The sequence below is a fragment of the Herbaspirillum sp. LeCh32-8 genome (genome assembly GCF_017814915.1).
Classification (GTDB): Bacteria; Pseudomonadota; Gammaproteobacteria; order Burkholderiales; family Burkholderiaceae_D; genus Herbaspirillum.
The window spans coordinates 302,224-322,232 of record NZ_JAGIPZ010000004.1 but is presented as its reverse complement, the minus strand read 5'-3'; the positions used below and the strand labels follow the sequence as shown (position 1 = coordinate 322,232).

Annotated in this window: 19 protein-coding genes; 13 read left to right on the top strand and 6 right to left on the bottom strand. The window is 64.6% G+C overall.

Translation table 11 applies throughout. The annotated features are described in order from the left end of the window. Window positions 1-40 precede the first annotated feature (40 nt). From J8I26_RS10735 to J8I26_RS10680, 12 genes are all read left to right on the top strand, one after another. Window positions 41-838, top strand: a complete 798-nt coding sequence (locus J8I26_RS10735) for an endonuclease/exonuclease/phosphatase family protein (RefSeq protein ID WP_209606940.1) — start codon at window positions 41-43, stop codon at window positions 836-838. A 61-nt stretch (window positions 839-899) separates the two neighbouring features. After that, entirely contained in the window at window positions 900-2,063 is a 1,164-nt protein-coding gene (gene clsB / locus J8I26_RS10730) for a cardiolipin synthase ClsB (RefSeq protein ID WP_209606938.1), read from the top strand. A gap of 170 nt (window positions 2,064-2,233) precedes the next feature. Next, window positions 2,234-3,409 carry an acetyl-CoA C-acetyltransferase gene (locus J8I26_RS10725; RefSeq protein ID WP_209606936.1) on the top strand — a complete coding sequence of 392 codons (1,176 nt, stop codon included), beginning with the start codon at window positions 2,234-2,236 and terminating at the stop codon, window positions 3,407-3,409. A gap of 486 nt (window positions 3,410-3,895) precedes the next feature. After that, window positions 3,896-4,270: an RNA-binding S4 domain-containing protein gene (locus J8I26_RS10720; protein WP_209607015.1), complete on the top strand. Its 375-nt coding sequence runs from the start codon at window positions 3,896-3,898 to the stop codon at window positions 4,268-4,270. A 96-nt stretch (window positions 4,271-4,366) separates the two neighbouring features. Continuing rightward, window positions 4,367-4,816, top strand: a complete 450-nt coding sequence (locus J8I26_RS10715) for a hypothetical protein (protein ID WP_209606934.1) — start codon at window positions 4,367-4,369, stop codon at window positions 4,814-4,816. Between the two features lie 215 nt (window positions 4,817-5,031). Then, window positions 5,032-5,730 (top strand): TetR/AcrR family transcriptional regulator, encoded by a 699-nt coding sequence (locus tag J8I26_RS10710; RefSeq protein ID WP_209606932.1) that lies wholly within the window; start codon window positions 5,032-5,034, stop codon window positions 5,728-5,730. Between the two features lie 18 nt (window positions 5,731-5,748). Next, window positions 5,749-7,539, top strand: a complete 1,791-nt coding sequence (locus J8I26_RS10705) for an acyl-CoA dehydrogenase C-terminal domain-containing protein (RefSeq protein WP_209606930.1) — start codon at window positions 5,749-5,751, stop codon at window positions 7,537-7,539. 296 nt (window positions 7,540-7,835) lie between these two features. Then, a complete protein-coding gene (locus J8I26_RS10700) occupies window positions 7,836-10,223 on the top strand; it encodes a 3-hydroxyacyl-CoA dehydrogenase NAD-binding domain-containing protein (protein ID WP_209606929.1) in 2,388 nt (795 codons plus the stop codon). A 128-nt stretch (window positions 10,224-10,351) separates the two neighbouring features. After that, a complete protein-coding gene (locus J8I26_RS10695) occupies window positions 10,352-10,717 on the top strand; it encodes an endonuclease domain-containing protein (RefSeq protein WP_209606927.1) in 366 nt (121 codons plus the stop codon). Between the two features lie 27 nt (window positions 10,718-10,744). Then, window positions 10,745-11,941 carry an acetyl-CoA C-acyltransferase gene (locus J8I26_RS10690; RefSeq protein WP_209606925.1) on the top strand — a complete coding sequence of 399 codons (1,197 nt, stop codon included), beginning with the start codon at window positions 10,745-10,747 and terminating at the stop codon, window positions 11,939-11,941. 86 nt (window positions 11,942-12,027) lie between these two features. After that, a complete protein-coding gene (locus J8I26_RS10685) occupies window positions 12,028-12,792 on the top strand; it encodes an enoyl-CoA hydratase (RefSeq protein ID WP_209606924.1) in 765 nt (254 codons plus the stop codon). A 214-nt stretch (window positions 12,793-13,006) separates the two neighbouring features. Continuing rightward, window positions 13,007-13,891: a DMT family transporter gene (locus J8I26_RS10680; RefSeq protein ID WP_209606922.1), complete on the top strand. Its 885-nt coding sequence runs from the start codon at window positions 13,007-13,009 to the stop codon at window positions 13,889-13,891. Window positions 13,892-13,953: 62 nt separating this feature from the next. On the opposite strand, the gene J8I26_RS10675 is transcribed toward J8I26_RS10680, so the two are convergent. Both J8I26_RS10675 and J8I26_RS10670 read right to left on the bottom strand, forming a co-directional pair. Then, window positions 13,954-14,166 (bottom strand): hypothetical protein, encoded by a 213-nt coding sequence (locus tag J8I26_RS10675; protein WP_209607019.1) that lies wholly within the window; start codon window positions 14,164-14,166, stop codon window positions 13,954-13,956. A gap of 229 nt (window positions 14,167-14,395) precedes the next feature. Continuing rightward, complete coding sequence (locus J8I26_RS10670; protein WP_209606920.1) at window positions 14,396-15,472, bottom strand: sensor domain-containing diguanylate cyclase; 1,077 nt, start codon at window positions 15,470-15,472, stop codon at window positions 14,396-14,398. A 485-nt stretch (window positions 15,473-15,957) separates the two neighbouring features. Between J8I26_RS10670 and J8I26_RS10665 the strand changes: the two genes are divergently transcribed. Then, a complete protein-coding gene (locus J8I26_RS10665; protein WP_209606918.1) occupies window positions 15,958-16,368 on the top strand; it encodes a VOC family protein in 411 nt (136 codons plus the stop codon). Between the two features lie 166 nt (window positions 16,369-16,534). On the opposite strand, the gene J8I26_RS10660 is transcribed toward J8I26_RS10665, so the two are convergent. The 4 genes from J8I26_RS10660 to J8I26_RS10645 all read right to left on the bottom strand — a co-directional run bounded on the left by J8I26_RS10660 (window position 16,535) and on the right by J8I26_RS10645 (window position 20,007). Beyond that, the gene (locus tag J8I26_RS10660; RefSeq protein ID WP_209606917.1) at window positions 16,535-16,891 is read right to left on the bottom strand and encodes a 5-carboxymethyl-2-hydroxymuconate Delta-isomerase; all 357 of its coding nucleotides are present in this window, start codon (window positions 16,889-16,891) and stop codon (window positions 16,535-16,537) included. 43 nt (window positions 16,892-16,934) lie between these two features. Beyond that, entirely contained in the window at window positions 16,935-17,915 is a 981-nt protein-coding gene (locus J8I26_RS10655) for a threo-3-hydroxy-L-aspartate ammonia-lyase (protein ID WP_209606915.1), read from the bottom strand. A 43-nt stretch (window positions 17,916-17,958) separates the two neighbouring features. Continuing rightward, complete coding sequence (locus tag J8I26_RS10650; RefSeq protein ID WP_209606913.1) at window positions 17,959-18,612, bottom strand: PAS domain-containing protein; 654 nt, start codon at window positions 18,610-18,612, stop codon at window positions 17,959-17,961. Window positions 18,613-18,768: 156 nt separating this feature from the next. Continuing rightward, a complete protein-coding gene (locus tag J8I26_RS10645) occupies window positions 18,769-20,007 on the bottom strand; it encodes a phospholipase D-like domain-containing protein (RefSeq protein WP_209606911.1) in 1,239 nt (412 codons plus the stop codon). Between the last annotated feature and the right edge of the window lie 2 nt (window positions 20,008-20,009).

Genomic DNA, 20,009 nt, shown 5'->3' with positions numbered 1-20,009 from the left:
ACGGGACGTACCGGAGAAGAACACAAGAAAGGTTGTACAGATGAAGCTGCGCGTGGCGACATACAACATCCACAAGGGCGTGACCTCCTTCGGCGGCCGGCCGCGTATCCTGGCGCTCAAGCAGGCGCTGGCCCAGCTCGACGCCGACATCCTGTTCCTGCAGGAGGTGCAGGGCCGGCACGACCTCAACGCCTTGCGCCACGCGTCCAACTGGCCGCAGCAGGGCCAGCACGAATACCTGGCTGGCGACACCCACCATTCGGCCTACGGCATGAACGCGGTGTACGACCACGGCCACCACGGCAACGCGCTGATCTCGCGCTTCGCGATTTCGTCCTTTCGCAACCAGGACGTCTCCGATCATTCCTACGAGTCGCGCGGCATCCTGCATTGCGTGGTGCCGGTGGACGGCGCCGAGGTGCATTGCTACGTGATCCACCTGGGTCTGTTCGCCGGCGGTCGCCGCCGCCAGACCGAGGCGCTGATCGAGGCGGTACGCAACTCCTCGCCGCCGGATGCGCCGCTCCTGATCGCCGGCGACTTCAACGACTGGACCAACCAGTTGAGTACCACCCTGTACCAGAACCTGGGCGTGGTCGAGGTGTTCGACCAGCCGCTGGGCAAGGCCAAGGGCCTGATGAACGGGCTGCGCCGCATGGGCGGCCTGTCGGCGCCGATCCGACCGGCGCGCACCTTCCCGGCGATGATGCCGTGGCTGCGCCTGGACCGCATCTACCTGCGCGGCTTCAAGGTGGATACCGCGCAGGTGCTCTCCGAGGGGCCGTGGGCGCGCCTGTCCGACCATGCGCCCATCGTCACCGAGCTGCAACTCGCATAGACTTCATTGTCGCCCTCACCGGCACATCCCGACTGACAGAGAACACGACAACAAGTCCTGCATGCGCCACGTCAACTTCACCGACGGCAACGAGATCGCGCTGCTGCACAGCGGCGCGGGCTTCTATCCGGCCCTGATCGCCGCCATCGACGCGGCGCGGGTGGAGATTTATCTCGAGACCTACATCTTCGCCAACGACGACACCGGCGTGCTGGTGCGCACCGCCTTGCAGAGCGCCTCGGCGCGCGGAGTGGTGGTATACGTGATCAACGACTGGCTGGGCACCGGCCGCTTGCACACCCGCCAGCTCAAGGAGGCCCTGACCGCCGCCGGCGTGCAGCATCGCGCCTTCAATCCCTGGTTCCGGCGCGGCGTGGCGCGCAGCCACCGCAAGCTGTGCGTGGTGGACCGGCAGGTGGCGTTCGTCGGCGGGCTCAACATCAACGACGATTTCATTTCCGACAGCGGCCACGCGATCCCGTTGCCGGCGCCGCGCTGGGACTTCGCGGTGCGCATCACCGGTCCCCTGGTGCATGAGATTTACCGCGAGGTGGACGCGCAGTGGCTGCGCGTGGGCCACATGAAGCTCAAGGCGCGCTGGGAAAACTTCAAGCGCTTGCGCCACCGCCCGCCGGTGCCGATCCACGGCGAGACCCAGGCCGCCCTGGTGGTGCGCGACAACTTCCGCAATCGCCGCACCATTCAACGCGCCTACCTGCAGGCGCTGGGCCGTGCGCGCGAGAGCGCCTTCCTGGCCAACCCGTATTTCGCGCCGGGACGCAAGATGCGGCGCGCGCTGGAAGAGGCGGCCCTGCGCGGGGTGAAGGTGACGCTGCTGCTGGGCGTGGGCCAGTTCGCCATGCAGGACGCGGTGGCGCACCACTTCTATCCCAAGCTGCTGCGCGCCGGCGTGCGCATCGTCGAGTACACCAAGACCCAGCTGCACGCCAAGGTCGCGGTGGTGGACGACAGATGGTCCACGGTCGGTTCCAGCAACTACGATGGCCTGTCGCTGTTCGTGAATCAGGAGGCCAACGTGGTGATCGACGACCAGGCCTTCTCGCAATACCTGCGCGAAGAGATCGAAGCCGGTGCCGCCACCGGCCGCGTGGTGCACCTGTCGGACTTCCAGCATGTGCCGTGGTACAAGCGCGCCGCCTATGGCGCGGCCTTCCTGCTCTACCGCAGCGTGATCCATGTCATCACCCTGGGCCAGGACGCCTGATTTGGCGTCAGTTGCGCGCACTTGAAGGCGGATCGCCGCGGCCGGCGATTTGATGAAATACCGAAAATCCACCGTATCGCATTCCATGATGAAATGGACTAAGATGGCCGTCCGGGTTTCCGACGGAAGGCCGAGCTGCCTTCCTGCCAATTCAAATCAAGGAGCGAGTTATGGATGATGTCGTCATTGTTGCCGCACAGAGAACTGCAATCGGCAAATTCGGCGGTTCCCTGTCGAAGATCGCCGCTGCCGACCTCGGCGCGCAAGTCATCAAGGCCTTGCTGGCCAAGACGGGCATCAAGCCGGAAGCCATCAGCGAAGTCATCCTCGGCCACGTGCTGACTGCCGGCCAAGGCCAGAACACGGCGCGCCAGGCGGTGATCAAGTCCGGCCTGCCCGACATGGTCCCGGCCTTCGTGGTCGGCAAGGTCTGCGGCAGCGGCCTGAAGGCAGTGCAGCTGGCGGCACAGGCCATCAAGTGCGGCGACGCCCAGATCGTCATCGCCGGCGGCCAGGAGAACATGAGCGCCTCGCCGCACGTGCTCAACAATTCGCGCGACGGCTTCCGCATGGGCGACGCCAAGCTGACCGACACCATGATCGTCGACGGCCTGTGGGACGTCTACAACCAATACCATATGGGCATCACCGCCGAGAACGTGGCCAAGAAGTTCGAGATCTCGCGCGAAGAGCAGGACGCCTTCGCTGCCGCCTCGCAGAACAAGGCCGAAGCCGCGCAAAAGGCCGGCAAGTTCAAGGATGAGATCGTGCCTATCGAGATCAAGGGCAAGAAGGAAACCGTGGTGTTCGACACCGACGAGTTCGTCAAGCACGGCGTCACCGCCGAATCGCTGGGCACGCTGCGTCCGGCCTTCGACAAGGCCGGCACCGTGACCGCCGGCAACGCCTCGGGCATCAACGACGGCGCCGCCGCCGTGGTGGTGACCTCGGCCAAGCTGGCTGCCGAGCTGGGCCTGCCGGTGCTGGCGAAGATCAAGTCCTACTCCTCGGCCGGCCTGGATCCGAGCATCATGGGCATGGGCCCGGTACCGGCCTCGCAGCTGACCCTGAAGAAGGCCGGCTGGACCCCGCAGGACCTGGACCTGATGGAAATCAACGAAGCCTTCGCGGCACAGGCCATCGCCGTCAACAAGCAGATGGGCTGGGACACCAGCAAGATCAACGTCAACGGCGGCGCGATCGCGCTGGGCCACCCGATCGGCGCCTCTGGCTGCCGCGTGCTGGTGACCCTGCTGCATGAAATGGTCCGCCGCGACGCCAAGAAAGGCCTGGCTAGCCTGTGTATCGGCGGCGGCATGGGCGTGGCCCTGGCAGTGGAACGCTGACCGGCTGTCCCGCTTTGTGTTGATGAAGAACGCCGGCGCTTGCCGGCGTTTTTCTTTGGAAGCATACAAACGTCTCGTCATCCCGGCGCGGGCCGGGAGCCGGAGGCTTGCGTTATGTTGCGGTAGGCAAACGACGCTGGATTCCTGCTTTCGCAGGAACGACAGGCAAGCTGACCACCCACCTCCGAGTTGCTTTGTGGGCAATAGCGGTGTTGCCGGTATTTTTCCTGGGAGGCGCGCAAACGCTTTGTCATTCCGGCACATGTTGGGATTGTTCTGCGTTCGTCACGCCCCGGTGGCGACGATAAGCGACGCCGGGTTCCTGCTTTCTCAGGAACGACAGGCAAGCTGATCAACCACCTCCGTCGCCCCTGCGAAAGCAGGGGCCCAGTGTCGTTCGCCGCGCCGGGCCATCAGGTGCAACGACGCACGCACCGCGCCGCGAATCCGTACAATCAAGTCTCCACCAACAGCAACAAAACCACCATGGACACCACCCGCATCGACAAATGGTGCTGGGCCGCGCGCTTCTTCAAGACGCGTTCGCTGGCCACCGACGCCATCGACCGCGGCCGCGTCAGGCTCAACGGCGAATCCACCAAACCGTCGCACAACGTGAAGGCGGGCGACGCGCTGAAGATCGACAACGGCTCCACCGAGTGGGAGGTGGTGGTGACCGGCATCGCCGACAAGCGCGGCTCGGCCGCGGTTGCCGCCACGCTCTATAGCGAGACCGAAGAGAGCATGCGCCGGCGCGACGCCGAGGCCGAGCGCCATCGCCTGTTTCGCGAGCCGGCCTCGGAGATCAAGGGCCGCCCCACCAAGCGCGACCGCAGGCTGCTGGATCGTTCTTCCTCGTAAGCTGGCCGGACCCCGGTGCAGGCTGCATCGCCGCAGCGCCTCGTTGTAAGATGGCGAAAGGTTTCCCCGGCCAGTCTTTTCCTTCCGAAGGTGCAGATGTCCCAGGCAGTCCTGTTCCAGCAGCCCATCCGCAAGGAGTGTCCGCCCGGCGCGTGCGCGTGCGAGCGCGAGCTGCTGCTCGACCAGCCCGGCTCGGACGCCGCCCGCATCCTGTTTCTGACGCGCGAGGAAGAAAAGCGCCTGATCGAGCGCATCGGCCGCATCGAGTCCTATGCCGACCTGCTGCACGTAGGCAAGCTGCTGCAAAGGAACCTCGGCATCGTGCTGCACATTAGCCCGGCCACCGAGGAAGTGCGCACCGTGCGCGGCGGTCTGGAGATCCGGCTGGCCGAGCAGCCGGGCTTGTGCAAGAAGACCCGCGAAACCATCCCGGCGGCGATCCGCAAGTGCCTGGAAAGTCACCCCGCCATTGTCTACGCCATCCTTGACGCCCACGACCTGCTGGGCGCCGCATCGGCCGCGCCGCGGCCTCCCGATACTCCCTGATGCATTGCCTGGCGGCAAAGTCGTTGTCGTCCGAAGCGCGCCGATTTTTTGTTTGACATTTGTGGCGCGATGAATAATAGTACGATCGTTCGAATAAATTCTGAGGACAATTAGAAGTTCGCAGAAAAGCGGTTCCGGCACAAGAGGCCGCAAGAGCCGCCCCGGTCGAACCGATCCCGCCGCCGGCCAAAGTGGCGGATACCAAAGAGACAACGATGACAGAGACAAGCAAGGCGACCACCGCCCGCCCCAAATTCCTGCGCAAGGGCGAACAGACCCGCGCCGCCATCCTGGACGTGGCGCTGGAGCTGGCCAGCCGCGACGGCCTGGAAGGGCTCACCATCGGCCTGCTGGCCGAGAAGATGAAGATGAGCAAGTCCGGCGTGTTCGCCCATTTCGGCTCGCGTGAAGACCTGCAGATCGAAGTCGTCCGCCTGTATCACATGCGTTTCGAGCAGGACGTGTTCTACCCCTCGATCAAGGAGCCGCGCGGCCTGCCGCGACTGGAAGCCATGTTTGCGCGCTGGGTCAAGCAGGTCACGGTCGAAATTGCGCTGGGCTGCATCTACATCAGCGGCGCGGTGGAGTACGACGACCGCCCCGGCGCCATCCGCGACCATCTGGTGGCCATGGTCCAGGCCTGGCGCGACGCGCTGGAGCGCTGCATCAAGCAGGCTATCGAAGCCGGCCACATGCGCCCCGACATCGACGTCAGCCAGATGGTCTATGAAATGTACGGCCTGATCCTGGCGCTGCACCACGACGCCCGCTTCCTGCACATCCCCGGCAGCGTGGAGCGTGCCGAGGCCAGCTTCCGCCGCCTGATCGAAAGCTACCGCCCGCAGGGCAGCGACGCCGCCGCATACAGCAGCACCAACAAGAATTCCAAATCGGCAGCCAAGAAGGCCGCCTAACCCGTTCCGGAGACTGTCATGCCCCAATACAACGCCCCCCTGCGCGACATGCAATTCGTGCTGCACGAGCTGCTCAAGGTCGAAGAGGTCTTCAAGGACCTGCCGCCGCACGCCGAGACCAACCGCGAGCTGATCGACCAGGTGCTGGAGGAGGGCGGCAAGTTCACCTCGCAGGTGCTGTTCCCGCTGAACCACTCGGGCGACCGCGAGGGCTGCCATTTCGACCGTGAAACCAAGGCCGTGACCACGCCCAAGGGCTTCAAGGAAGCCTACAAGCAGTACGTCGAAGCCGGCTGGGCGGCGCTGTCCTGTGATACCGAGTTCGGCGGCCAGGGCCTGCCGCTGACGCTGAACAACTCGTTCTACGAGATGCTCAATTCCAGCAACCAGGCCTGGACCATGTACCCCGGCCTGTCGCACGGCGCCTACGAGTGCCTGCACGCGCACGGTTCGGAAGAACAGAAGGCGCTGTACCTGCCCAAGCTGGTCTCGGGCGAATGGACCGGCACCATGTGCCTGACCGAAGCACATTGCGGCACCGACCTGGGTCTGTTGCGCAGCAAGGCCGAGCCGCAGGCCGACGGCTCCTACAAGATCACCGGTAACAAGATCTTCATCTCCGCCGGCGAAAACGACGTCTCCGAAAACATCATCCATCTGGTGCTGGCGCGCCTGCCGGACGCGCCGCAAGGCTCCAAGGGCATCTCGTTGTTCATCGTGCCCAAGTTCCTGCCCAACGCCGACGGCTCGCTGGGCGCGCGCAACCCGATCTTCTGCGGCGCCATCGAAGAAAAGATGGGCATCCACGGCAACGCCACCTGCCAGATGAACCTGGACGGCGCCACCGGCTGGCTGATCGGCCAGCCGCACAAGGGCCTGCAGGCGATGTTCGTGTTCATGAACGCGGCCCGCCTGGGCGTGGGCATGCAGGGCCTGGGCCTGACCGAAGTGGCCTACCAGAACGCCCTGGTGTACGCCAAGGATCGCCTGCAGATGCGCAGCCTGTCCGGCATCAAGGCCGCCGACAAGCCGGCCGACCCGATCATCGTGCACCCCGACGTGCGCCGCATGCTGTTGACCGCCAAGGCCTACGCCGAAGGCGGCCGCGCCTTCACCTCCTACGTCGCGCTGGAGCTGGACAAGGAGCTGTCGCACCCGGACGAGGAAGTGCGCAAGGACTCGGCCGACCTGGTCGCGCTCTTGACCCCGGTGGTGAAGGCCTTCCTGACCGACAACGCCTGGACCGCCACCTCCGAGTGCCTGCAGGTCTACGGCGGCCACGGCTACATCTCCGAATGGGGCATGGAGCAATACGTGCGCGACGCCCGCATCAACATGATCTACGAAGGCACCAACACCATCCAGTCGCTGGACCTGCTGGGCCGCAAGATCCTGATGGACAACGGCGCCAAGCTGAAGAAGTTCGGCGCGCTGATCCAGGCCTTCGTGGAAGAGCACGGCACGGATGAATCCATGTCCGAGTTCGTCTCGCCGCTGGCCGACATCGGCGACAAGGTCAGCAAGCTGACCATGGAGATCGGCATGAAGTCCTTCGCCAACCAGGACGAAGCCGGCGCCGCCGCCGTGCCTTACCTGCGCGTGGTGGGCCACCTGGTGTTCTCCTACCTGTTCGCCCGCATGGCCAAGATTGCGCTGGAAAAGCAGGATTCCGGCGATACTTTCTACACCGCCAAGCTGGCCACCGCGCGCTTCTACTTCGCGCGCCTGCTGCCGGAAACCGCGATGCTGATCCGTCAGGCGCGTTCCGGCTCGGCCAACCTGATGGCGCTGGACGCAGACCTGTTCTGACCGTCCGCCGCTGTCGGCAATATCGGCAACATTCGCACCACCGCAGCATCAACAGCATCACCGCGCCGCCGGCTTCGCGCCGGCGGCGGCGTCAAGAAGAGAAGCAAACCGCCGGGGAGGGAAATTTCCCGGGCGCAAGACGACGGCCCGCGCAGGGAAGGCGTACAGTGTCATCTCGCTGTATTGGCGCCTTGCTACCTTGCTTTCAGTTGTGTCGCCGTGCCGTCGCCTGCAATCCGAACTGTTATCCGAACCGTTTTTGCTTTGCTACCAGGCTTACCTAGAAGGAGACTTGCGTGTCCAATTTCATCGTCAAAAAAGTGGCCGTGCTCGGCGCCGGCGTCATGGGCGCCCAGATTGCCGCCCACTGCATCAACGCCCGCGTGCCGGTCGTGCTGTTCGACCTGCCGGCCAAGGAAGGTCCGAAGAACGGCATCGTCCAGCGCGCCATCGAGAACCTGAAGAAACTCAGCCCGGCGCCGCTGGGCAACAAGGATGACGCGGCCCTGATCGAGGTCGCCAACTACGAGGACGACCTGGCCAAGCTGGCCGACTGCGACCTGATCATCGAAGCCATCGCCGAGCGCATGGACTGGAAGCACGACCTGTACAAGAAGGTCGCGCCGCATATCGGCGCCAACACCATCTTCGCCTCCAACACCTCGGGCCTGTCGATCAACGCGCTGGCCGAAGGCTTTGACGCCGGCCTGAAGGCGCGATTCTGCGGCGTGCACTTCTTCAACCCGCCGCGCTACATGCACCTGGTCGAGCTGATCCCGACTACCTCCACCCAGCCGGACATCCTGGACAAGCTGGAAGCCTTCCTCACCACAACCCTCGGCAAGGGCGTGGTGCGCGCCTTCGACACGCCCAACTTCGTGGCCAACCGGGTCGGCGTGTTCGGCATCCTGGCCACCGTGATCGAAGCTGAAAAATACGGCCTGTCGGTCGACGTGGTCGACGACCTGACCGGCGCCAAGCTGGGCCGCGCCAAGTCCGGCACCTTCCGCACCGCCGACGTGGTGGGCCTGGATACCATGGGCCACGTCATCAAGACCATGCAGGACAACCTGAAGGACGACCCGTTCTTCTCCTCCTACGCCACCCCGCCGCTCTTGGCCAAGCTGGTCGAGCAGGGCGCGCTGGGCCAGAAGAGCGGCGCCGGCTTCTACAAGAAGGTGGGCAAGGACATCCTGCGCATCGACCCGGCCAAGGGCGATTACGTCCCGGGCGGCGCCAAGGCCGACGACATCATCGGCCGCATCCTGAAGGAAAAGGATCCGGTCAAGCGCATGAAGGCGCTGCACGACTCGACCAACCCGCAAGGCCAGTTCCTGTGGGCCATCTTCCGCGACGCCTTCCACTACATCGCGGTGCACCTGGAGTCGATCGCCGACAACGCGCGCGACCTCGACTTCGCCATGCGCTGGGGCTTCGGCTGGAGCGTCGGTCCCTTCGAAACCTGGCAGGCTTCCGGCTGGAAGCAGGTCGCGCAATGGGTGAAGGAAGACATCGATGCCGGCAAGGCACTGTCGACCGCGCCGCTGCCCGACTGGGTCTTCGACGGCCGTGAAGGCGTGCATGGTGCCAAGGGTTCGTACTCGCCCTCGAAGAAGGCCGACGTGGCCCGCTCCGAACTGCCGGTGTACCAGCGCCAGGCCTTCCGCGCGCCGCTGGTGGGCGAGGGCGCAGCCGACGGCAAGAGCGCCGGCACCACTTTCTTCGAAGACGAATCGGTACGCGTCTGGCACCAGAACGACGACGTGCTGATCCTGTCCTTCAAGACCAAGATGCACGTGATCGGCCAGGGCGTGATCGATGGCATGAACAAGGCCGTGACCGAGGCCGAGAAGAACTTCAAGGGCCTGGTGATCTGGCATCCGGATGCAGCCGAAGGCGGCGCCTTCTCCGCCGGCGCCGACCTGCAGTCGATGCTGCCGCTGTTCATGTCGGGCGGCGTCAAGGCCATCGAGCCGGTGGTGCACCAGCTGCAACAGGCGCACCAGCGCCTGAAGTACGCCAACGTGCCGGTGGTCGCCGCGGTGGCCGGCCTGGCCCTGGGCGGCGGCTGCGAACTGCTGCTGCACACCGCCAAGCGCGTGGTCTCGATCGAGTCCTACATCGGCCTGGTGGAAGTGGGCGTGGGCCTGATCCCGGCCGGCGGCGGCCTGAAGGAAGCAGCGGTGCGCGCGGCCAAGGAAGCCAAGGGCAACGACATCCTGCAATTCCTGAAGGACTACATGCTGGCCGCGGCTACCGCCAACGTCTCCAAGTCGGCGCTGGAAGCCAAGAAACTGGGTTACCTGAAGGACAATGACGTAGTCGTCTTCAACCCCTACGAGCTGCTGCACGTGGCCAAGGTGGAAGCGCGCGCCATGTTCGACTCCGGCTACCGCGCGCCGCTGCCGCCGCAAGTGCCGGTGGTGGGCCGCAACGGCCTGGCCACCATCATGGCGCAGCTGGTCAACATGCGCGACGGCGGCTTCATCTCGGCCCACGACTTCAAGCTGGGCAAGATGATTGCCGAGACGGTCGCCGGCGGTGAAGTGGAAGAAGGCAGCGTCGTCAACGAACAGTGGTTGCTCGACATCGAGCGCAGGTTCTTCATGGAGTTGCTCAATAACCCCAAGACGCAGGAACGGATCATGGGAATGATGCAAACCGGCAAGCCTGTGCGCAATTAAGACAACCCATCCCCACCCCAACCCTCCCCTTGAAGGGGAGGGAGTGTTCAAGGAGATTTGGCGTGAGTATCCAGCTAAAGAATTCTCCCTCCCCTTCAAGGGGAGGGGCGGGGTGGGGATGGGCTTAAATGCAAGGCCAAACGAAGACCTTCACGAAACAGGCAGCAAAGGAGCTGCGCAAGACGATGACCGAAGCCGAGCAGCGGCTCTGGCATCGTCTTCGAGGCCAGCAACTGGATGTGAAATTTCGACGTCAGCACCCCTTTGAAAGTTATGTGCTCGATTTTGTTTGCATCGAGCGGCGCCTGGTAATTGAAGTAGACGGTTCGCAGCATGCCGATAGTCAACGTGACGAGCAACGAACCGAAAAGCTGAATCAAGCCGGCTTCATGGTTTTGCGATTCTGGAACAACGAAGTATTGAATGAGACGGATGCGGTCGTTCAGGCAATCTGGAATGCCTTGAACCCATCCCCACCCCAGCCCTCCCCTTGAAGGGGAGGGAGTCCAAGGAGATTTGTAATGAGCAAACAACTGCAAGACGCCTACATCGTCGCCGCTACCCGTACCCCGATCGGCAAGGCCCCGCGCGGCATGTTCAAGAACACGCGTCCGGACGACCTGCTGGTGCGCGCGATTCAGTCCGCCGTGGCGCAAGTGCCCGGCCTGGATCCGAAACTGATCGAGGACGCCATCGTCGGCTGCTCGTTCCCCGAAGGCGCGCAAGGCCTGAACATGGCGCGTAATGCCGTACTGCTGGCCGGCCTGCCCAACACCATCGGCGGCGTCACCATCAACCGCTATTGCGCCTCCGGCATCACCGCGATTGCCATGGCGGCTGATCGCATCCGCGTTGGTGAAGCCGACGTCATGATCGCCGCCGGCGCCGAGTCGATGTCGATGGTGCCGATGATGGGCTTCCACCCGTCCATCAACATCAACGCCTTCAAGGACGAGAACGTCGGCATGGCCTACGGCATGGGCCTGACCGCCGAGAAGGTGGCGCAGCAATGGAAGGTCTCGCGCGAAGCGCAGGACGAGTTCGCGCTGGCCTCGCACCAGAAGGCGATCGCCGCCCAGCAGGCCGGCGAGTTCAACGACGAGATGACCCCGTTCGAGATCGTCGAGCGCTTCCCCAATCTGGGCAGCGGCGAGATCGACGTCAAGACCCGCACCGTGAGCCTGGACGAAGGCCCGCGCGCCGACTCCAACATCGCCGCGCTGGCCAAGTTGAAGCCGGTGTTCGCTGCCAAGGGCAGCGTCACCGCCGGCAATAGTTCGCAAACGTCCGACGGCGCCGGCGCGCTGATCATCGTCTCGGAAAAGATCCTCAAGCAATTCAACCTGACCCCGCTGGCGCGCTTCGTCTCCTTCGCGGTGCGCGGTGTGCCCCCGGAGATCATGGGCATCGGCCCCAAGGAAGCGATTCCCGCGGCGTTGAAGGCCGGCGGCCTGACCCAGGACCAGATCGACTGGATCGAACTGAACGAGGCCTTCGCCGCCCAGGCGCTGGCCGTGATCGGCGACCTCGGCCTGGATCCGTCCAAGGTCAACCCGATGGGCGGCGCGATCGCGCTGGGCCACCCGCTGGGCGCCACCGGCGCCATCCGCGCGGCCACCACCATCCACGCACTGCGCCGCAAGAACCTGAAGTACGGCATGGTGACCATGTGCGTGGGCACCGGCATGGGCGCGGCCGGTATCTTCGAGCGCGTGTAAGCGCCGGCCAACGGCATGAACAGGAAAGCCGCACCGCTCGCGCCGTGCGGCTTTTTTGATCCGACCACAAGAGCAAGCAGGAGACCATGGATATTCAACTGAGCAAGGAAAACGGCATCCTCACGATCCACTTCGATCGCGAAGCCAAGAAGAACGCCCTCACCGCGGCCATGTACCAGCAACTGGCCGACGCCCTGAAGGACGCCGAGGCCGACAGCGCGGTGCGCGCCATCCTCTTCACCGGCAAGGCGCAGGCCTTCTCGGCCGGCAACGACCTGGAGGACTTCCTCAAGAACCCACCCAGCAGCAAGGATGCGCCGGTCTTCCAGTTCCTGTGGCAGATCAGCCATGCCTCCAAGCCCATTGTGGCGGCCGTAGCCGGCGTGGCGGTCGGCATCGGCACCACGCTGCTGCTGCATTGCGACCTGGTCTACGCCGCCGACAACGCCAAGTTCTCGATGCCGTTCACGCAGCTGGGCTTGTGCCCGGAGGCGGCGTCCTCGCTGCTGCTGCCGCACGTGGCGGGTTATCAGCGCGCGGCCGAGAAACTGTTGCTGGGCGAAGCCTTCGGCCCTGACGAGGCGCTGCAGATGGGCATCGTCAATCGCGTGGTGGCGGTGGAGGAACTGCTGCCGCTGGCGCAGAAGCAGGCCGCCAAGCTGGCCGCTTTGCCGGCGGCGTCGATCCGCGTCACCAAGCAGCTGATGAAGAAGAACCGCGTCAGCGCCACCGAGCAGCAGATGACGGCCGAGATCGAACATTTCGCGCAGATGCTGACCGCGCCGGAGGCGAAGGAAGCCTTTACCGCCTTCTTCGAGAAGCGCAAGCCGGACTTCAGCAAGTTCGCCTGAGGTGTCGCTGCTTCGCGTTGGAAAAGTCCGCATGCGTGCGGGCTTTTTTCATGGGCCATGCCGGCGCTGCGGACGTAGTCAGGGGGGCGCCATCACGATCCGGCCGCAGGATTTACAATGTCAGGCTTGCCGCGGCGCGTTTTGAACCGCGGACGATTGCAACCCTGCATGCCCAACGCGGCCCCGGCGGCCCACCGACAAGAAGGCAATCACGATGACACCCCGCGCCACTGGTCTCTGTTTCTCGCTGTCGGCCATCTTCATCTTCGCGATGCAGGATGGCATTTCCAGGCACCTGGGCGGCGCCTATCCGCCGGTCTTCATCGCCATGATCCGCTTCTGGGCCTTCGCCGGTTTCGCGCTGGTGCTGGCCAGCCGCTCCTCGGTGGGCCTGGGCGCAACCGCGGCGGCCAAGCGGCGCGGCCTGCAGATTGCACGGGGCGTGTTGCTGGCGGTGCAGATCGTGGTCTCCATCTTCTCGTTCTCCAAGGTCGGGCTGGCCACTACGCATTCGCTGTATGCCGGCACGCCGCTGATCGTGGCCTGCCTGTCGATGCCTTTCCTGGGCGAGAAGGTCGGCCGCGCGCGCTGGATCGCCACCGGCATCGGCTTCGTCGGCATCCTGTTGATCGTCAATCCGCTGCACGCGTCGTTCGACGCCAAGATCGCGCTGCCGCTGTTCGGGATGATGCTGTTTGCCGCGTATTCGGTCATGACCCGCCTGGCCAGCCGCACCGACACCGCAGGCACAGCTTTCCTCTATACCGGCGTGGCCGGCGCGGTCGCCATCAGCGTGGTCGGCCCGTTCTACTGGACCCACCTGACGCCGGGGGACTGGTTCTGGATGCTGGTGCTGTGCGTGAGCAGCACCTGCGGCCATTATCTGCTGATCCGTTCGCTGGAGTATCTGGATGCGGTGGTAGTGCAGCCGATGTATTACATCCAGACCGTGCTGGTCTGCCTGATCGGCGTGTTCGTGTTCGACGAAGTGCTCACGCCGAACATGATCGCCGGCTGCGCCGTCGTCATCTGCGCCGGCATCTTCATCATCTGGCGCGAGGCCATGGCGGGGCGTGCGCGCGCCGCGCTGGAGGCTTAGCCCGCGCTTGTCCCAGGGGCATAAGGAATAGGCGCCGCCTGCAAGAGCAGGGCGGCGCTTTTTTATTGCGCGTTCGGGACGGCCTTGCCTGCCGTTTCCATGGCCTTCGCGGCCGCCTGCTTCTTGCCGCAGCCGACGCCGCCGCAACTGCAGACTTCCTCTGTTGCCGCCAGCGCCGGCAGCTTTTTGTTGACCAGCGGCAGGTTCTCGCGCAGCGTGCCGTCCGGCAGGACCGCCTGCTCGGCGGACAGCCAGTTTCCGGTGTCGTTCGTCATTCATCTCTCCTTGGCTTGGGTGGTGCTGGCAGCTTGTGCCGATCCGCGTTCCGGCTCGTTGATGTAGCTCAAGCCGGTGCCGATTCGGCGAAGGGCCGCCATACGCGTGGCCGGGTCAAAAAAAATGCCGCTGCAGGGCAGCGGCAATGAAGGGCTCAGGAGTGTGAAGAACAGCAACAGCGGGGAAATCGAATACCTGGCGACTACCTGGAAAATGCTCGGTAAATGCTCAGGCGTTGTTCGGCGTGCGCCCGTGCTTGCGCAGGTACATCGCCTTGTCGGCCGCCTGCAGCAGCGCGTGGAAGTCGCACATCTCGGACGGCGTCACGGTGGCCGCGCCCAGGCTGATTTCGATCTCGGTGTGCGGCCACTTCACCGCCGCCACTGCGCGCTTGATGCGCTCGGCGACCTGGTGCGCGCCGACCTCGTCGGTGTCGGGCAGGATCAGCGAGAACTCGTCGCCGCCGTAACGCGCCAGGAAGTCGCTGGCGCGCAGCGGCGAGCGCAGCACGCGCGCCAGTTGCGTCAGCAGCGCATCGCCGGCCGGGTGGCCGTAGGTGTCGTTGTATTGCTTGAAGTAGTCCACATCCACCATCAGCATCGACAGCGGGCGCGCATTGCGCAGGTGGCGTGTCCATTCCTCGCGCAGGCGCAGGTCGAAGCTGCGACGGTTGCCGATGCCGGTCAGGCCGTCGGTCAGGGTTTGCTGCTCCAGCTTTTGCATGGTGCGGCGGCTTTCCAGCTGGCTTTCCAGCTGGCGGCCGAGCTTGATGAAGGCGTCGCGCTGCTTGGCGTCCAGGGTCTTGGGCTCGTGCGCCATGACGCACAGGGTGCCCAGGATGTCGCCGTTGGACGCCACCAGCGGCACCGCCGCGTAGAAGCGCACGTGCGGCGTGCCGTTGGCCAGGGCGCTCTCGGCGAAGCGACCGTCGCCGCGCAGGTCGGCGATCTCGGTCAGGTTGCGCCCGCTGCGGCCGGCATGCTCGCACACCGAGAAATCCACTGCAGTGCGCGACACGCCGTTCTGGCCGGGGAAGCGCCACCACTGGTTGCGGATGTCGCCGCGGCCGTTGAGCACCGAGATGAAGGGATGTTGCAGGCCGAGGTCGGCATGCAGCTGAGTCATCATGGCGATGGGCGTGTTGCACACGCTGGAGGCCAACGAGAGGAAGTCGGCCAGCATCGGCTCCAGCCAGGCGTCGGCTTCACCGCCGAGGTTGGCGAGCTGGATGCGGGATCCGGCGGCGCTGCGCGCCGGGGACTTGGCGTCGCGCTTGTAGGGATTGAGCAGGTCTCGAATAGTCATGATGGCGAAATCGGTAGTTGATCTTGTTACGCCGTCTACGCACTTTCAGGTGCATCGGGGGAGGACGGCGCAGGGTTGTCCGGTGTGCACGTTTTTTATTTTTGATGTTTTCACGCGCTCACACTTTGTTGCCCTGCGACACCAAATTAGCAGATCCGGTTCCGAAGTAAACGGGTTTGGAACATCCTCTTACAATTTAAACCCGGCTGTAGCAGAAACGATGACATTCCAATCACAATAAAGGACGTTAGCTGATCATCGTGACAATTGACGAATTGTTACCGCCCGCGCCGGGCCTGGTTTTGCGTCGCTTTTCAGCGACGCTGATGTGTCGCCCGGGGGCGACGAATAAACGCTTGCAAAGTGCCAAAAGCAAAAATAAACTCTGCCGTTTCGTGTTGTTGAATCAGGGCTCGTCAAGTCGTTGCCGTTCGCATCGACATCCTTATTGATGAGCTGCGTCCCTAACGTTTTTGAAAGCAGAGATGTCGACCCAGCCCAAAGCAGGCGCAGTCCTGTTCGCCAAAGATGTAGCCCGCCTTGCCGCGTTCTATGCGCAGGTCCTGGCGGTGGTTCCCAAGCATGCCGAAGCCGAGAAGGTGGTGATCGAAGCGCAGGATTTCCTGCTGGTGATCCACGCCGTTCCGCCGGCCGTTTCCGCCAACGTGGATATCGTTTCGCCGCCGGTGCTGCGCGAGAACGTCCCCATCAAATTGTTCCTGCCGGTGCGCTCGCTGGCCCAGACGCGCGTCAGCGCATCCAGCCTGGGCGGCGGCATGAAGCCGGCCGAGGCCGAATGGAGCGCCGCGGACTTCCGCGCCTGCGACGGCTTCGATCCCGAGGGCAACGTGGTGCAGTTCCGCGAGACGCAGGCAGTCGCGGCACTGGCTTCCTGATCTCGTTTCCTTTGCGTCCTGCGCAGGATGCGGCCTCGTCGGCCGTGTCCTGTCGCGTCTCATAACGTCTCTGCGTGTCTGCGTCCGCGCGTTCCGGTGCCCCGGCTGCCGCGCGTAATAAAAAAAGCGGCCCTGAGGCCGCTTGTGGCGTTGGCGCGGCTGTCGCTCAGAGCTTCAGCTTGCCGTAAATATCCCGCTCCATGTCGATCACCTCGGCGGTGATCTGCACCTGCACGCCATCCGGCCAGCGCTGGCCCTTCTGCACCGTGGCCACCAGCAGGTCGGCCACCTGCTTCTTGATTTCCGGCGTGCGTCCCGAGAGGATGGTCAGGCGCATGTGCAGGAAGGCGCGCCGGGCCTGCGGCTGGGTGCCGACCAGGTAGTCGTCCAGCTTGATGGCGCGCGCCTTGATCGAGTTCTCGTCGAAGTGGCCGCTGCCGACCAGCGCTTCGTTCAGGTTCAGCAGGGTCTGCTTGGTGTCGACCTTGAGGTTGTCGGTGTATTCGAAGAAGAGATGGGGCATGTCGTTTTCCGCTGCGGTTGATGGAAAGAGAAGTTCGGCCGACTCAGCTTGCCAGATATCCGGACAGCTTGCCCAGGTCGACGTTGCCGCCGCTGATGATCACACCCACGCGCTTGCCCTGCAGCTGCGCCTTGTACTTGCGCGCGGCGGCGAAGGCCAGGCAGCCGGTCGGCTCGACCACCATCTTCATGCGCTCGGCGAAGAAGCGCATGCACCACACCAGCTCCTCGTCGGTGACGGTGAAGATGTCGTCCACGTCGCGCCGGATGACGCCGAAGGTGTACTTGCCCAGGTGCTGGGTCTGGGCGCCGTCGGCGATGGTCTTGGGTGTCTCGATGTTGACGATGCTGCCGCTGCGCAGCGATTGCTGGCCGTCGTTGCCGGCTTCCGGCTCGACGCCGTAGACCTTGCATCCCGGCGATAGCGCGCGTGCGCTCAGCGCCGCGCCCGACAGCAGGCCGCCGCCGCCCAGGCAGACGAACAGCGCGTCCAGCGGTCCGGTCTCGTCAAACAATTCCTTGGTGGCAGTACCCTGGCCGGCCATCACGTGCGGATGGTCGTAGGGCGGGATCACGGTCAGCTTCTTCTCGGCCGCCAGGCGCGCGCAGATCTCTTCGCGGTCTTCCTTGTAGCGGTCATACGTCACGACCTCGGCGCCGTAGCCGCGGGTGGCGGCCACCTTGGCGGCGGGCGCGTCCAGCGGCATCACGATGGTGGCCGGGATGCCCAGCAGCTGCGCCGCCAGTGCAGTCCCCTGCGCGTGGTTGCCGGAAGAGAAGGTGATCACGCCGGCGCGGCGCTGCGCCTCATCGAACTGCGACAGCGCGTTCATCGCGCCGCGGAACTTGAAGGCGCCCATGCGCTGGAAGTTTTCGCACTTGAAGAACAGGCTGGCGCCGACCTCGGCGTCGGCGGTGCGCGAGGTCAGCACCGGCGTCTTGTGCGCCCAGGGCTTGATGCGTTCGGCGGCCAGCAGGACGTCGGCGAAGGTAGGCAGCTCGGTGCTGCTGGAGACGGGGATCATGGCGGGTTCCTTCTCGGTGGAATGAAATCGGGTGGGACGAGGGTCAATCCTTCTCGTCGTTGTAGACCGTGGCGCGCGACACGCCCAGATGGGCGGCGACGATCTCGGCGGCGCGCCGCACGTCCATGCAGCCGGACTGGCGCAGTTCGCGCATCAGCGCGCGACGTTCGTCGGCCTTCAGGCTGCGCGGCGTGGACGACGTGCGGGCGGCGAACTCGTCGATGCGGCGGCGGATCGCCTCGGCGCCGGCCGGCTCCAGCGTCTCGGCCACGCGCACGCCGGTGTCGATGCCGCCGAACTGGCGCAGCATGCCCTGCAGCGCGCCGAACAGGGTCAGGTCGATGTTCATGCACAGCGCGGCCAGGTACTTGCCGTCGGAATCCTTGATGCCGATCGAGGTGCTCTTGGCCTGGCGGCCGTCGGGCAGCGTGTTGGCGTAGTTGGACAGCACCTGCGGATAGGATTCGTCGGCAATGCGCGCCAGGCCCAGCTCGGTGGTGGCGTCGCCGACCTCGCGGCCGGACAGCTTGTTGTGGATGGCGACGATGGAATGATCGGCGTCGCGCAGGTCGTGCAGCACCACTTCGCAGAACGGGGCGAAGGTCTCGCCCAGGCCTTGGGCGACCTGCTCCAGCTGCGACATCAGCAGCGCGTGGTCGGGGCGGGAGGGTTTCTTCTTGCGGGCGGCGGTGGTCATGGTGGATACATATTATCTAAAATTAGATTTTATGTATACCTCGACCCGACATGCGGCGGCATGCAACGCCATGCCGTTCAGGCAATAAAAAAGCGGCAAGCCAAAGGCCTGCCGCCGATACGTCTCCTGCTCTTGTTCTTGCCTGGCTGTTATTGGCTATTGCTTGCCCTTGACCGGTTTCGGATACTGGCGCGTCACGTCGATGGGCTCGGCGTAGGGCGAGCTCCAGGTCTGCTCATGCAGCTCGGCGACGCGCTGCGCCATCTTCTCGTCGTGCAGCACCACTTCCAGATTGCGCGATTTGTCCAGATAGCCGCCGGCCCAGTTGCTGGTGCCGATCCAGGCTACCTGGCCGTCGATGCTCATGCTCTTGGTATGGATCACCCGCGCGAACGGGATGAAACCGCTGGAGGCAGGCGGCAGCGTGACGATGCGGATCTCCACATTGGGCAGCAGCGCCAGGCTTTGCAGGTAGCGGATCGCCGGCTGCTCGGTGTTCCAGTGCGAGACCATCAGCTTGACCTTCACGCCGCGGGTGGCGGCCGCGCGGATGGCGTTGTCGATCACTGCGTAGTAGGGGCGCGTGTGGTTGGGGCCGTAGGACAGCGGCGCGTAGTCCAGCAGCTGCACGCGCACTTCGTGCTTTGCATTGCCGATCAGGCGCACCAGTTCGCTCTCGGAGTCGTCCACGCCGGGCGGGTTGAAGGCGTTCGGGCTGGCCACCAGATAGTTGCCCCGCTTCTCGTCGGCCAGCACGGTGGCGCGATTGATCGGCGCTGGCGCCCGGCCGGCGGCAATTTGCGCCTGCGCCTGCCAGTCGATCTCGAAGATCTGCCGCACCTGGCCCGCGATGACCGGGTCGGTGATCTTCAGGCCGGTTTCATGGATGTGCGAGAACGAGCGCCAGTCGAAGTTCTGGCTGCCGACGTAGGCGCTCTTGCCGTCCACCACGAAGTACTTGGCGTGGATGATGCCGTTGCCGGTCATGCTCGAATAATCCAGCTCGCGGTATTCCAGGTTGGGAATGCGCTTGAGCCTCTCCACGGTGGCTGCGACCGAGGCGAAGCCGCCTTTCTTCTCGCGCAGGAAGCGGATCTTCACGCCGCGGCGGCCGGCCGCATCGAGGTGGGCGATGATGTCGTCCAGCGCTTCGCCGTCCTGGCCGGCGACGTAGAACTGGCCGAAGTCGATCTCGCTGTTGGCCGCATCGAACATTTCCTTCCACACCGTGGCGGCGTCGCGCAGGTCGGGCGTGGCCAGCGCGGTCTCACGCGGGACGGTGTGCACCAGCTCGAAGCCGGGAATGGCGAACTCGGCGCGGGCCGCGCCGTGCAGGGCGAGCGCCAGGCCGAACGCGGCGGTCAGCCTGGCGAAGAGGCGTTGAGGTTTCAGCATGG